This is a genomic window from Vibrio penaeicida, assembly GCF_019977755.1.
GTDB lineage: Bacteria > Pseudomonadota > Gammaproteobacteria > Enterobacterales > Vibrionaceae > Vibrio > Vibrio penaeicida.
In genome coordinates, this window is the sequence record NZ_AP025144.1 from 1,374,772 (window position 1) to 1,389,243 (window position 14,472).

A 14,472-nucleotide genomic window follows, 5' to 3' on the forward strand; every position below is an offset into this window, starting at 1 on the left:
AAAATAAAGGCGTGATGGGATATTCACGCCTTTATTGTCTGACTGGGTATACGCCATTCAGCGCGACAAACATCTTAGGAGGTTAGCGCAACCCATTGGCTGTCTGAATCTCTTGAGTTTAATGCCGCAAACACAAAAGCCATACCTTCAGCACCTTCTTCCACACGAGGATATTCAAGGCACAGTGGGTTAGGTTCCTCTCCCGATTCCAGTGCCACAATGTGATTCGCCAAATCAAAATACAAATTAGCGAATGCTTCTCGATAGCCCTCCGGATGCCCAATAGCAACATGAGATACTCTTTGTGCTTCAGGCAATAATCCTTTACCCCCTTTGGTTAAGGTATATGCAGGTGCATCTAACGGTCTAACAAGTAATTCATTGGGCTGTTCTTGGTTCCACTCTATGCCACCTTTTGTACCATAAATCGTGAAACTCAAGCCATGTACGCCACCAGCTGCAGCTTGAGTGACAAATAGCTGACCTCGCGCACGATTTGAATATCGCAATTGCACTCCACAATAATCGTCTGCTTGACGCCCATCCACCAAGGCAGTGACATCAGCACTGATTTTTTCAGGGATCATTCCTGACACATAACTAAGCAAGTGATAGCTGTGGGTTGCGATATCGCCCAGTATCAATGAAGGACCTGCTAACTCAGGTTTCATGTGCCAATTAGACTCATCAAGTTCGCTGGGCGTTAGCTCAGCCAAATGCCCTTGGATATAGTTGCTTTGAAGCATTTTTATATCGCCAATGACACCATTTTTTATCATGGCGCGTGCTTGGCGTACCATGGCATAGCCCGTGTAGCCGTATGCAACGCAATAACACTTCTTACTTTGCTTGGCTTTGGCAACAAGATGGTTTGCTTCTTCTTCGTTCATTGTGAGCGGTTTCTCACACATTACATGAAAACCCATTTCTAGAGCTTGAATGGACAAGGCGTAATGAGTGTTGTTGGGCGTCATAATCGCAATCACATCTGCACCATCTGCTCGGCTTTGTTCCTGAGAAAATAACGCATCAGGCGAAGCGTATCCTCGAAAGCCCAAAGATTCAGCGGCTTTCAAAGAACGGTCTGGGTTCGAAGAAAAAACACCGGCCACCACTTCAAATTCTTCGTGCATAGTGGCAGCACTTCGGTGAATAGACCCGATAAACGAATCGGGACCTCCACCAATCACAGCAAGCCTTAACCTTCGTCCAAGTTTTTGTATCGAGAGGCTCATATTCTTTCCTTTTATCAGCTAGGAGAAAGGTGCGTACACGTGAGTTCTGCGCAAAAATAGTTTATTCCGGAGCAAGAAAAATCTAGTCTGGAGCAAGAAGAGCCTAGTCTGGCGCAAGAAGAGATAGCACGCGCACAACTTCTTCTTGAAGTGTAGGTATTGCAGCCAGAGCGAATCGACTTCTATCGAAATGTAAGTCTTCCTTCATCAACGCACGAACTTTGCACCCCATTGCCATCCTAAGTGTGGTCCCTACATTAAATTTTGCCACTCGGGTCCTTTTGAGCTTTTGTAGATCATCAGGGTGAATTCCTGAAGTGCCGTGTATGACCAAAGGAATTGGCATGTCTTCTTCAATGTCTTGCAAACGCTTAAAATCAATAGGGCTGTCTGCTCGCATTTTACGGTGCACATTTCCAACGGATACCGCTAACGCATCGACGCCACTCTCTTTAGCGTACTGCCAAGCCTCGTTTGCTGAGGTGATAATTGACTGAATGTGATCTCGACCTTCTTCATAGGGTACGGATCCTAGCTCTCCTTCTAAAGAAACACCCAGTGACTTAGCCACTTTTGCTACTTGTTGGGTACGCGCCAAATTTTCTGAAAAAGGCAATTGAGAACCATCAAACATAACGGAGCTGAAACCCGCATGCATCGCCTGGTACACGATCGATTCTTCATAGCAATGATCAAGATGAACAACGACGGGAACTTGGCTTTTCTTGGCGATAGGAACCAGCATTCCTGCCATCACATCTACGCCAGCCAGATCCACCATGTCTTTATTAACGGCAAGGATTACAGGTCGGTTAATGGCTTCCGCTCCTTGCACAATCGCGATAGCTTCTTCGATTCCAAACACATTGCAGCAAGCGATAGCGCCTGAGCTATCGGCCGCTTGAGGAAGTATCTCATTGAGTGATACGAGCATTTTGTTTTCTCTCCCTTTTATTTGAACTTCGCGACCATGTCTTTAATACCTGGAATGGTTTCCACTTGGTATTCATGGTTGGGGTCGAAAAATTGCACCAAAGATTTGCTTGTTTCGCCTACGATAATGGTGAAGTAATACATTTCATAACCCGGTGCGGCCACGCTTGGGTGATAGCCTTTGTCTATCGCGATCACACTGCCTGTTTTAACGTGATAAACCGGTCCTTGATCATCATGGTGTTCATATAAAAACTGCGCACCAAAGCCATGTCCGGGGTTGAAACGGAATTGGTAAACTTCTTCATAACGGCTTTCAGTAGGGAGCCTATCTTCATCGTGTTTATGTGGTGGAAATCCTGACCAGCCTCCGGCACCAACGGTGAAGAGTTCGCTCACAAGCAAGCGCCCACGGTTGTCGGCGTTTTTTTGACCAAGGATGTGTTTGATTTTTCGGTGAGTTTTTGTGTCGTCGCTGCCATATTGCACTTTGTCTACGTCATCAGGCGTGACAGCAAAAGGCTCGAGTTCGGGGCGATCTTCATCGCCGTAGTATCCGCCAGCAATCAGTACATCAGCAGAGTCGCTCATACAGGTAATGTTGGCTGTTGATCCAACGGGTACATAGACAGCGGAAGGGTCGCCTTCCCAAACCGAATTTCGTTTTCCTACGCCCGGAAACGACTTCTCGTTTACCGATATGTCACAAGTTCCTCCTGCTAACACAACCACACTTTCATAGTTATCTAAGCTGTATTGGTAGGATTCACCCTGTTTCAACGAGACTGGGTTGAAGTAACACAACGGGGTCGTGTCATCATTAATATCAATGACGGGTTCGTTTTTGTTGTTAAACGGTGGAATATGCTTACCCATGACACGACTCCTTGTTGGTTAGCAGTGAAAATTGAGGGGAAAATGGGTGATTTTGTGATTGCATGAATTCAAGCAGCTCAGGTAATGTCGACATCGCATCAGAACAGGTATTCCCAGTCACATTAATGGCGGCATTTGCACTGCCCATAGCGACGCAGTCTTGCAGGGGCTGCCCATGCAATAGCCCAAAAATCAATGCGCCTGCAAAAGCGTCTCCTGCTCCGTACGGCTTTTTCGCAACCACATTGAATATGCCTTGGGTTGTGCTGGTGAGATTTTTGTTGCTGTCGGAACCAAAGATTCTGCACCCATTTTCACCCGCTTTCGCAACCACCAATTCGGCTTGTTTGCATAAAACCTGGGCGGCAATGAGTGCCATCTCTTCGCTGTCTTTATGGTGAAGCGCACTGCCTTGCATAACTTGATACTCTTCTTCGTTCCCGATGACGACATCACTTATCGATGAGGCTTTTTGGTAACAATCGGCAGCTTCTTCTGCGCTCTCCCACGAATAAGCGCGATAATCTAAGTCGAGTACGACCTTACAGCCATGCGCTTTGGCTAACTTCATCGCTCGTAAAGTCGATTCACGGGAAGGAGATTGCGACAGTGCCGTGCCTGATACAATCAGAGCTCGAACATCTGAAAAATCAACGGTATCGACGTGATCAAAATTCAGGGCGAGGTCCGCAGCTAGATTTCGGTATATGACCACTTCAGGGTTAGGATCAAACTCAGCCAACGCGAGGCTGGTTCGATATTCTCCCTGAACGGCAAATAAATACGTTGTGCCGATGGAATGTGTATCTAGCGTGTCTTTTACGTATTGCCCAACCCCATCTTCTGATACGCAACTTAAAACCGAAGAATGCGCTCCCAGTTTAGACAGTGCAAAAGCGATATTCGCAGGAGAGCCGCCTACGGCTTTGTGGAAGGTTGATGTGCTTCCTAGAGTTGCTCCGAAGTCATTGGCATACAGATCCATGCCTGCTCGTCCGAGGCAAAGTGCATCGATAGGGCGATTATAATGTTCGGTCCAATCACTTAAACGTATTTCATTTTTGGGGTTGGTATTAGTTGTCATCGTAGCTCACCCATATTGCGCCTTTATCGGCAGACTCAACACAGGACTCGACAAACTTAACGCCACTGATACCTGCATCAATATCTGGATACCAATGGGTGGAAAGAAAGTCGGTGTCTTTGCGTTCAAAGGCGTCTATAGCCAAGGCATAGCGGTGGTAAAGATTTGCCCACGATTCAAAGAATCCCTCACCATGACCTCCTCCAATACGCGAACTGCTCACACCAGCCGCGTCGTTATGAAGGTATGGCATTCCTCGCTCCATGACTTGCGCAGGTTGCCCTTGAATTTCATAACGCAATTGGTTCGGATATTCATCCCACCATTCTATGCTGGCTTTTTCACCGACAATGCGGATTTTTTGCTGATGCATCGATCCTGCGTTTATTGCACTTGCCCACATAGTGCCTGTCGCGCCATTGTCGAAATTCATAATGACGTGCGCGTTATCTTCGAGTGGCGAGCGCGATTCAATGAAAGATTGCCTAGCACATAAAAGGGACGTCACTTTTAACCCCGTGATCAGTTCCGCTAAGTAAAAAACATGAGTGCCGCAATCTCCAATGATAAAGCTTGGTCCTGAAACTTCAGGGTTCATGCGCCATTTTGCTCCGGGGGAGTTTTTTTCCACTTCTACGTTGTGGTACCCGTGGGCAAACTGCATTTGAATAACACGAACTGCGCCGATATCACCCCTATGCACCATTTCACGCGCCTGCTGAACCATCACATGGCCGGTATAGCCATACATAACAGCCAACATGCGATTATTTTGATGGGCTATCGCTTTAAGCTCTTCTGCTTCAGTGGCATGAAAAGTCACAGGTTTCTCACAAATCACGTGCAGCCCAGCTTCTAATGCCGCTTTGGCTATTTCGTAGTGCGTTGCGTTTGGCGTTGCAATGGAGACGGCTTGAATACCATTTTCTTTTTTGGCTTCTTCTTCGAACATCACCTTATAGCTGGGGTAGCATCGGTCTTTTTCTAAGCCTAGGTTGGTACCAAAGTCTATGCAGCGCTGGTGGTCAATATCTAATGCACCAGCTACAAATTGAAACAGACGATCCCGAGCGGCAGCTGCACGATGAGAATGACCAATTTCACTGCCTCGCCCACCCCCAATGAGCCCCCAACGAATGGGGGTGTCAAAGTGTTTTTCTTCATTAAACATCTGGCTACTCCTAAATGCCTCGTCGTTGATAACGCCGACCTTCATCCCAAGTTTCTTTTGCTTTAACAACTTCTTCTCGATCGGTTATTTCTGGCAGTCCGACTTCCCACCACGCATCAACCGACGACCAGAGCGTTGGGTCGATATCAACGACAAGTACGTAAGTTTGATCCGCTGCTTTTGCGCGGCTAAAAGCGGCCTCAAAGCCATTGAGGCTGTCTACCTTTTCTGCTATCGCCCCTAAGCCTTGAGCGTGCTTAACAAAATCAACTCTTGGAAGCTCTGTTTCTTGTCGGATTGACGTACAGTCTTTCAGTAAATTGTTAAAACTCTCGTTGCCCGTGTTGTTTTGAAGCTTGTTGATCACTGCAAATCCACCGTTATCACAAACGATCACAATCATTTTGTGACCCGTTAAAACGGAGCTGTAAATGTCTGAATTGAGCATTAAGTATGAGCCGTCACCAACGAGAACAATGGCGTCACTGTTGTCCAGAGCCATTTTCGCACCCCAACCAGCTGCCACTTCGTAACCCATACAAGAGAAACCAAATTCAATATCTAACTGACCTGATTGGCTCGCTTGCCAGTTCATGTTGAGTTCTGCAGGTAAACCACCTGCTGCGGTTATGACTCTGTCGTCAGGCGATGCCAGCTGATTCACTTTGCCAATAACCTGTGCATAGGACGGTGTGGCTGTCTCCGAAGGTCGGGTGCGTTCTGCAACGATATCCAACCATTTCTGTCTCTCTTGGCGAGCGAAAATTGACCATGTTTTGTCCACATTCCAGTGTGTTAGCATCGGGCTAATCTGTTCGAGTGCTGCTTTGGCATCGGCTTGTATCGGGCATGAAAGGTGCTTAATAACGTCGAAACGGCACGTGTTAACACTGATCAACTTCATGTTCTCATCGCGAAAAACGGTCCAAGAACCTGTAGTGAAATCTTGTAAACGTGTACCGATAGCTAATACCAAGTCTGCTTGTTCGGCGATGTTATTTGCGCTGTCGGAGCCCGTCGCACCAATTGGTCCACAATTTAAGGGATGTGAGGCTGGCAAGAGAGTTCGACCTGCAATGGTTTCAATTACGGGGATGCCATACTTTTCAGCAAACTCTTGAAGCTGCTGTTGCGCCTCGCTGTAAAACACACCACCTCCAGCCACTATTACCGGTTTCTTGCTCTGCTTAATCAGTGTGGCGGCAGCTTCTAAGTCTTCGAATTCAGGCTGAGGGCGTCGAATTCGGTGTACTTTTTTCTCAAAAAATACTTCAGGGAAATCCCAGGCGTCACCTTGAGTATCTTGAGGTAGCGCCAAAAAAACCGGGCCGCAATCACCAGGATCCAGCAAAGTCGCCATAGCTTGTGGCAAAGAGGCGACTAATTGCGCGGGACTGGTAATGCGATCCCAGTAACGACTCACCGGTTTGAATGCGTCGTTAACCGTTAGGGTCGGGTTATTGAAATGCTCGGTTTGCTGTAAAACCGGATCCGGCAAGCGAGAGTTAAAGGTGTCGCCTGACAAAAGCAATAATGGGAGTCGGTTGGTGTGAGCAACACCAGCCGCCGTAATCATATTCGTGGCTCCCGGTCCAACCGACGATGTAGCAATACCAATACGTTTTCTCTTGTTAGCACGTGCATAGGCTATAGCCGCAAGCGCCATCGATTGTTCATTCTGCCCGCGCCAAGTCGGGAACACATCTTGGTTTTCTAAGAGTTGTTGACCCAAACAGGTCACGTTCCCATGACCGAAAATAGCAAACGCGCACCCAAATAAGGATTCTTCTTTACCTTCTACTTCTATGTATTGCGCTGTCAGGTAGCGAACGAGCGCTTGAGCTGTTGTGAGTCTTACCGTTGTCATTTGTACACTCCTTGTCTACTCACTATTCGAATTGACCAAATAATAACTCTTACCTGAAAATGTTTTCAATTCATTTGTTGAGTATTTGATCGAAATGAGCTCAATTTGTGCATAATTGAGATCTTAACAAACAAATATGATCACTATTTATCCTATTTGTATTGACACAATGAAAACATTTCCATTATCGTAACCCAATTGTTAATTAAATGTGAATATTGTATAGAGAGTGACATTGTGGAATTGAAACTTGCAAATGCCCCGTGCTCATGGGGAATAGAATTTCCAGATAACCCAGATAACCCATCTTGGCAAACGGTCTTAAATGAGATCAGTAGTTCGGGGTACAAAGCAACAGAGTTGGGACCTTTAGGCTATTTGCCGCAAGAAAAAGAAACACTGGAAAAGGAGCTGTCAGACAGAGGTTTAGATCTTATAGCGGGTACGTTATTTGTTCATTTTCATCGCATGGATACCCGACAAGCTATATTGGAACAAACCAAGACAGTGTGTCAGATACTGCAACAGCAAAATGCTAAATATTTGGTCATTATTGATCACGTTTCTTCCCCCCGCACTGACCAAGCAGGTCAAGTCGAAACAGCGACACGCCTCTCAAATGAGAGCTGGAAATACATGATGGATACGCTGAAGGAGGTAGGACGTATTTGCGCCGACTTTGGCATTGTTCCAACCTTACATGCTCACGCTGGAACCTTTATAGAGTATCGAGATGAACTAGATCGTGCCATGAATGATCTACCACCAGACTTAATGTCGCTTTGCGTCGATACAGGCCACTGTATCTACGCAGGGATGGACCCGTGTGAAGTACTTACTACCTATCAAGATCGTGTTAAATACCTGCACTTTAAGGACATAAATCCAGATGTTCACAAAGTCTCTGTTGCAAATGGCGTCGATTTTTACAAAGCCATTGGCAACAATATTTTCTGTCCATTAGGAGAAGGGTGTGTTGATTTTGAAAAAGTAAAACAGACTCTTATTGAAATTGATTTCAAAGGATGGGTCACTGTTGAGCAAGATACTGACCCGAGTGCAAAAAGTGATGCAAAAACCGATGCCGAAAGAAGTCGGGTGTTCATTGAACAAACTATTCTATCTTGAGGCTTCCTATACAGCAAAGTAGGTCAATCAGGGGATAGATACGCGAAATAGAATATGGAGAAATGTTATGACGGGGAAAGTTTCTGCAGAGGCAGCGCCAGCTGTTTCCAGTAATGATGAAAGAGTGCGCAAGGTCTCGGTGCTGAACCGACTCCTTTCTAGACCGGAGTTAGGATCCGTATCCGGAACAATATTGGTGTTTCTGTTCTTTGCCATAGTGGCATGGGATTCAGGCATGTTTAATGCTGATGGCATCATGAACTGGACAACGGTATCCGCACAGCTAGGCATTATTGCTGTTGGTGCATGTTTACTGATGATTGCTGGCGAGTTTGACCTATCCATCGGCTCAATGATTGGTTTCGCCGGAATGATGATAGCCATACCCTCAGTTTATTGGGGGTGGCCGGTATGGCTAGCCATTATTTTTGCCTTTGTAGGTGCAATGGCGATTGGCTTTATTAACGGGTACATCGTTGTAAAAACGGGGTTGCCTTCTTTCATCGTTTCATTGGCTTTCCTCTTTATTTTACGTGGGTTAACTATTGCCTTATCCATTATGTTGACCAATAAAACCATCCTTTCTGGTGTGTCCGAAGTCGCAGAGGGGGATATTCTTGCCGCCGCCTTTGGGGGGGAAATAGGCATGGGATTTTTCCAGTGGCTAGCAGACGTTGGTTTGATTGAAGCCTATAGCGACGGCACGCCGATCGTGAGCGGCATACCCATGGTCGTGATCTGGTGGTTCATCATTACCATCATCGCTTCATTTGTCCTGCTAAGAACCAAGTTTGGTAACTGGATCTTTGCTTCTGGCGGCGATGCCAACGCGGCGAAAAATGTGGGTGTACCAACTGAAAAGGTCAAGATTTCGCTATTCATGTTCACTGCGTTTTGCGCAACGGTCTTTGCTGCATGTCAGGTGTTGGAGTTTGGCTCCGCCGCTGCCGACCGTGGGTTGCTTAAAGAGTTTGAAGCGATTATTGCCGCGGTTATTGGCGGTGCATTACTCACTGGGGGGTATGGCTCGGTGATTGGTGCATTTTTTGGCGCTTTGATATTTGGTGTCGTGCAAATGGGGATCTTTTTCACCGGTGTCGATTCTGATTGGTTCCGAGTATTTCTGGGTGTGATGTTACTGATTGCCGTTCTTTTCAATAATTTTATTCGCAAGAAAGTGACCAGCGCACGTTAATACGTTTTCAAGGAGCAAATTATGGATAAGTACATTCTCGAGCTTAAAAACGTCAGTCGCTATTTTGGTTCTGTGATTGCGTTAAAAGACATCGATATGAAAGTGAAAATGGGGGAAGTGCATTGTCTGTTAGGTGACAACGGTGCAGGTAAATCGACGTTAATCAAAACTTTAGCTGGCGTGCACAAACCTTCAGAAGGCGAGTTTTTAATGAACGGATCGCCCGTGAGGTTTGACTCACCTCGTGATGCACTGGACGCAGGTATCGCGACGGTATACCAAGATTTGGCGTTGGTGCCTTTGATGAGTGTGACTCGAAATTTCTTTATGGGTCGGGAGCTCACTAAAAAATGGGGACCGTTTGAAATATTTGATACCAAACGAGCCAATGAAATTGCGCGTGATGGTTTGGCTGATATGGGGATAGACGTAAGGGACCCTGAACATCCGATCGGTACGATGTCGGGCGGTGAAAGGCAGTGTTTGGCCATCGCTCGTGCAATTCACTTTGGTGCCAAAGTACTGATTTTGGATGAGCCAACCGCAGCCTTGGGTGTTAAGCAATCTGCGAACGTTCTTAAAGTGGTCGCAAGGGCACGTGGTAAAGGTTTAGCAGTGATTTTAATTACCCACAACGTTCACCATGCTTACCCAGTCGCGGATCGATTTACGCTGCTAAATCGAGGAAAAAGTTTAGGTTCATGGAAAAAAGATGAAGTCTCTCGTGAGGAGATTCTGGAAATGATGTCAGGTGGCGAAGAATTAGAAACGTTGGAAGCGGAATTGGCCGAGTTTGCACGCGCAGATGCTGTGGCGAGTGTGGGCTAGGTAACACATTCTGTCGATAAGAAAACAACAGAAGTGGAAGAACTGGATGACTTTCACTTCATTCACAACACATGGAGATATCCGGATGAACAACCTATTGAGCAACATAGCGAAAAAGGCATCTGTATTGGCGTTAGCCATTTGCGGAAGTGCAATAGCATTCATGCCTTTAACTGCTTCTGCGGAAGAGCGTTTTGTTTTAGTTAGCCACGCCCCAGATGCTGATTCATGGTGGAACACGATTAAAACCGCAATTAAAGAAGCGGGACAAAACATGGATGTATCAGTTGAATATCGTAACCCACCAACCGGTGATCTGGCTGATATGGCTCGAATCATTGAACAAGCCGTCGCGTCAAACCCACAAGGGATAATCACAACACTCGCCGACTATGATGTTTTAAAAGGCCCACTAGAGAAAGCAAAGAAAAAGGGTATACCAGTGGTTACAATTAACTCTGGTACAAAAGAACAGAGTGAAAGTGTTGGCGCATTGTTACATGTTGGTCAGCCGGAGTATGATGCAGGATTTGGTGCAGGTAAACGTGCGAAAGCCGATGGCATTAAATCGTTCCTATGTGTAAACCACTACATCACCAACCCAGCTTCCGTTGAGCGTTGCCAAGGTTTTGCTGATGCACTGGGTGTAGATTTAGATGGTCAGATGATTGATTCAGGACAGGATCCAACAGGTATCGAAAAGAAAGTCATGGCGTACATGCGTAAAAACCCAAACATAGAAGCCATTCTGACTTTAGGTCCAACATCTGCTCACCCAACACTTCGTGCATTAGAGAAAAACCGTCAATTGGGAAAAATTTACTTCGGTTCTTTTGATCTAAGTAACGAGATTGCGCAAGGTATTAAAGAAGGCAACATTAAGTGGGCAATCGACCAACAGCCATACCTTCAGGGATATCTACCAGTCATGGTACTGACTCTATTCAATCGCTATGGTGTTCTACCATCAAACCATATCAATTCAGGACCAGGCTTTGTAACAAAAGAGAACTTGGCGCTTGTTGAAAAACTGGCGGGTGAGTACCGATAGTAAAATCACCACTTCTTTTGGTTATTGCCAACAAAAGCCAAGAGTGGTGGTAGGTTAGATATCGAGATTAAAGTTTAGGCTCACAGGGTGTCTGTTCGGTAGGGAGCAGGATGCGCCAGTGTGACTGTTTTAGGGAACAGTTGCATGTGTCGGAATGAATGGCGGATCGTTACATCCGGTTTGTGAGCCGTTTTAAATAAAGTAGTAAAGAAAAATACGAGCAAAAGATTTTGAAAACATTTTCAGTTAGACTCCAATGTCACGGTGTCACAAGGTAACAGATAACCTGAGTCACATACTGTTTCTGTAATGTCGCCATGAAATGGAACAAAATTAACCGCGAAAGAGCAACAGACTCTAATACATGCATTAAAAAAATATGGAAGTTTGAATGGACGATAGTGAGAACAGCAAAAAGGTTGAGTCAAAAGTACGTAAAGTTACGGTTGTACATGTAGCCGAACGTGCTGGGGTTTCTTTGTCTGCCGTTTCAAGAGCCTTCAACCCCGAAGCCAGTATCTCTTCAAAGCTGAGAAATAAAGTCATGGCAGCAGCGGAAGAGCTGAATTACAAGCCAAATCGACTTGCAAGAGGCATTAAATCTCGCTCCAGCTTGATTGGCATTCTCGTTACCGATTTCAACAACCCATTCTATTTACCTGTCCTTTCCCAATTCACAGAAGAAATTCAAAAAAGAAACTGCCATAGCCTGTTGATCAAAGTGACCGATGAAATGGATATCAAAGAAGCGGTTGAATTGGTTATGGAATATAACGTAGATGGCTTGATTATCACTTCCGCTTCATTACCTGAAGCGTTGTCTGATGCTTGTAAGGCGCAAAATACGCCTGTCGTTATTTTTGGGAGAAATTCAGATGAGAACAGCGTTACTGTCGTGAGTTGCGACAACTTAGAAGCAGGGGGGATGGCTGCAGACATGATTTTGGATGCTGGATACAATCGACCCGCTTTTGTTACAGGACCTATAGGCACGTCGGCAACGGTTGAGCGTCAGCGAGGATTTCTAAGTAAGCTAATATTGCGAGGTTGCGATAAATGGCAAATCGTGGAAGGTGGGGAATTCAGTTACGACGCTGGTTATGACGCGACTGTTCGTATATTTAATTCCAGTGAAAAACCCGATGCCTTGTTCTACGCTGACGACATAATGGCGTGTGGCGGTATGGATGCTATTCGATACGAATTTGGATTAAGAGTGCCAGAAGATGTCGGTATAGTTGGCGTGGATGACATAAGGCTCGCGAAAAGTCGTGCCTACAATTTGGCGACGATTAGGCAGCCATACGAAGAAATGATACAAAAGACGATAGGCACATTGTTTGATCACATCGCAGACTCTGAGTTACCACCGCAATCTATTACACTACCTTGTGAACCCGTTATTCGTGGTTCGATAAAGAAATAAAAGCTTATAAGTGATGGCTATTAGGCGCTGTTTCCAAGCACTTTTAGAATACTGTTTTTAAGTCATTTTCGAGCCAATCTTACTGTTGGTTATATCAATTTATTTTTTATTTATATCCTTAATTATTAATACCTTACGCTATAATTTCACTTATCAAATAGCCGCAATAAATATGGCTTTACTCTCATAAATTTTTGAGAGTAATAATCATTTCATTCTGAATTTTAGAACAAAACGTGATATCGGTATATCTCGTCTTCTTCTTACACTTATCCTCTGGGCATAATTTCCATTCAACGCGTTGAATTATAATTACTTTTGTCAATTCGAGGAAAAAATGAAAAGGACTCATATTCTTAAGCTGAGCACTATGGCTGCGGCTTTACTTAGTTGTGTTGCGACTGCAGCACCAATGGATCCAAATGATGACAATGCATACCGTCATTTCCCAGCCAGCGTATCGGCTGAGATAGAAAGTAAGTATTACCTGTATAAAGATTCGCACGCGAAAGATCTTATTTGGTATGTGCCCAAATCTGGTTACGTTTCCTACCGTGGTCGAGGAAATAACACTCGTCCAAACTTCAACGCATCTAGCTACGTGCCAAGGTTCGGTACTTGGGCGGCACTTCGCCCTGGTGAAGCTCAAATCCGTATGGGTGGCGCATTCAATACAATGGGACGTGTGGAAGATGTTAACTTCTTAAAGCTTGAAGCTGAGAAAGTAGGCTTTAAAGTTTCTCCTGCAGTAGTCAATCGCGGCACGGCGTTATTTGTTGTTGATGGCATTGATGCTAACGCAGACGGCCGAATTGACGTGCAGTGTGTGGACGAGCCTCTGACTATCACAGATGCGTTTGGTGAAACAGTCAATGTCAATATCAATAAGTGTTCCGTGACTGCCATTGATGGTACTCAACAAGAAACCTCTATTGTAGAGAAAGCTTACGCTAAGGTACCAAGTGGTAGAACTAGCTCCTCTGTGAATGTTCCTTTCCAGTTAGTGACGTTGCCTGATAACGACATGACCAACGTCATTCAAGACGACCTCATGGTGGGTAACAGCTTAGCTCCATACTTTAGCCTTGTCGTTGATTGGGAGCTGGAAACAGAAAGAGCGACACGTGCTGCACGTATTACTGTCGACTGGAATCAGACATTCGAACAAGCGCATACATTTGCGGCTTACCACAACTACGCTTGTGTCGATATTGAAATCCAAGCGTTCTTTAAAAAACTCGTTCAGGAAGGAAAGGGCGTTTACGTTGAATACTATAACCCTGAAACTGGGCAGTATGAAGAGAAAGCACCAAACCAAGCGGCATTCATAAAAGCAGTCGAAGGCATTCAAGCAGAGCTGCAAGCAGAGTTGTTTGATCAAATTCAAGAGTACAGCCAATCACAACTAGGGCAAGTAGACACTAGTACCAACGCTATGTGGACGTTACGCGCTAACTATGAGAAGCAAATCCTGAAACGTCACGAAACCAGAACCATTAACTGGAACCCTGGTATGTCAATGGAAACAGTACAAACTGAAATGAGTGTGGACTGTGTTGTTGGTGGATTCGGAATGCCTGTTGAATGGAGCACCGAAGTAGGTTGTCACGCGATTGTTGATGACGTCACTACGCCGTAACGGAGAGTAACTCTAGGTTATGGCTCTCGTCATAATCTG

12 protein-coding genes are annotated in these 14,472 nt (G+C 45.4%); 6 read left to right on the top strand and 6 right to left on the bottom strand.

The features are described 5' to 3' along the window. Positions 1 to 74 precede the first annotated feature (74 nt). From LDO37_RS06475 to iolD, 6 genes are all read right to left on the bottom strand, one after another. Positions 75 to 1,235: a Gfo/Idh/MocA family protein gene (locus LDO37_RS06475; protein ID WP_126606037.1), complete on the bottom strand. Its 1,161-nt coding sequence runs from the start codon at positions 1,233 to 1,235 to the stop codon at positions 75 to 77. A 103-nt stretch (positions 1,236 to 1,338) separates the two neighbouring features. Continuing rightward, on the bottom strand, positions 1,339 to 2,169 hold the full coding sequence (locus LDO37_RS06480; RefSeq protein WP_126606036.1) for a class II fructose-bisphosphate aldolase: 831 nt from the start codon (positions 2,167 to 2,169) through the stop codon (positions 1,339 to 1,341). A gap of 17 nt (positions 2,170 to 2,186) precedes the next feature. Further along, on the bottom strand, positions 2,187 to 3,044 hold the full coding sequence (locus LDO37_RS06485) for a 5-deoxy-glucuronate isomerase (RefSeq protein WP_126606035.1): 858 nt from the start codon (positions 3,042 to 3,044) through the stop codon (positions 2,187 to 2,189). Continuing rightward, a complete protein-coding gene (gene iolC / locus LDO37_RS06490; protein WP_126606034.1) occupies positions 3,037 to 4,128 on the bottom strand; it encodes a 5-dehydro-2-deoxygluconokinase in 1,092 nt (363 codons plus the stop codon). The genes LDO37_RS06485 and iolC overlap by 8 nt, the downstream gene beginning before the upstream one ends. Further along, a complete protein-coding gene (locus tag LDO37_RS06495; RefSeq protein ID WP_126606033.1) occupies positions 4,118 to 5,299 on the bottom strand; it encodes a Gfo/Idh/MocA family protein in 1,182 nt (393 codons plus the stop codon). Before LDO37_RS06495 ends, iolC begins: the two co-directional genes overlap by 11 nt. Before the next feature lie 10 nt (positions 5,300 to 5,309). After that, positions 5,310 to 7,166, bottom strand: a complete 1,857-nt coding sequence (iolD, locus tag LDO37_RS06500) for a 3D-(3,5/4)-trihydroxycyclohexane-1,2-dione acylhydrolase (decyclizing) (RefSeq protein ID WP_126606032.1) — start codon at positions 7,164 to 7,166, stop codon at positions 5,310 to 5,312. Positions 7,167 to 7,403: 237 nt separating this feature from the next. Between iolD and LDO37_RS06505 the strand changes: the two genes are divergently transcribed. The 6 genes from LDO37_RS06505 (at position 7,404) to LDO37_RS06530 (ending at position 14,433) form a co-directional block, all read left to right on the top strand. Next, positions 7,404 to 8,294, top strand: coding sequence for a TIM barrel protein (locus LDO37_RS06505; protein WP_126606031.1), 891 nt, complete (start codon positions 7,404 to 7,406; stop codon positions 8,292 to 8,294). 67 nt (positions 8,295 to 8,361) lie between these two features. Then, positions 8,362 to 9,489 carry an ABC transporter permease gene (locus tag LDO37_RS06510; RefSeq protein ID WP_126606030.1) on the top strand — a complete coding sequence of 376 codons (1,128 nt, stop codon included), beginning with the start codon at positions 8,362 to 8,364 and terminating at the stop codon, positions 9,487 to 9,489. A gap of 21 nt (positions 9,490 to 9,510) precedes the next feature. Beyond that, a complete protein-coding gene (locus LDO37_RS06515; RefSeq protein WP_126606029.1) occupies positions 9,511 to 10,317 on the top strand; it encodes an ATP-binding cassette domain-containing protein in 807 nt (268 codons plus the stop codon). Positions 10,318 to 10,402: 85 nt separating this feature from the next. Continuing rightward, positions 10,403 to 11,368, top strand: a complete 966-nt coding sequence (locus tag LDO37_RS06520) for a sugar ABC transporter substrate-binding protein (protein ID WP_224055367.1) — start codon at positions 10,403 to 10,405, stop codon at positions 11,366 to 11,368. Between the two features lie 391 nt (positions 11,369 to 11,759). After that, positions 11,760 to 12,794 (top strand): LacI family DNA-binding transcriptional regulator, encoded by a 1,035-nt coding sequence (locus LDO37_RS06525; RefSeq protein ID WP_126606028.1) that lies wholly within the window; start codon positions 11,760 to 11,762, stop codon positions 12,792 to 12,794. 337 nt (positions 12,795 to 13,131) lie between these two features. Then, a complete protein-coding gene (locus tag LDO37_RS06530) occupies positions 13,132 to 14,433 on the top strand; it encodes a hypothetical protein (protein ID WP_126606080.1) in 1,302 nt (433 codons plus the stop codon). Positions 14,434 to 14,472: the final 39 nt, after the last annotated feature.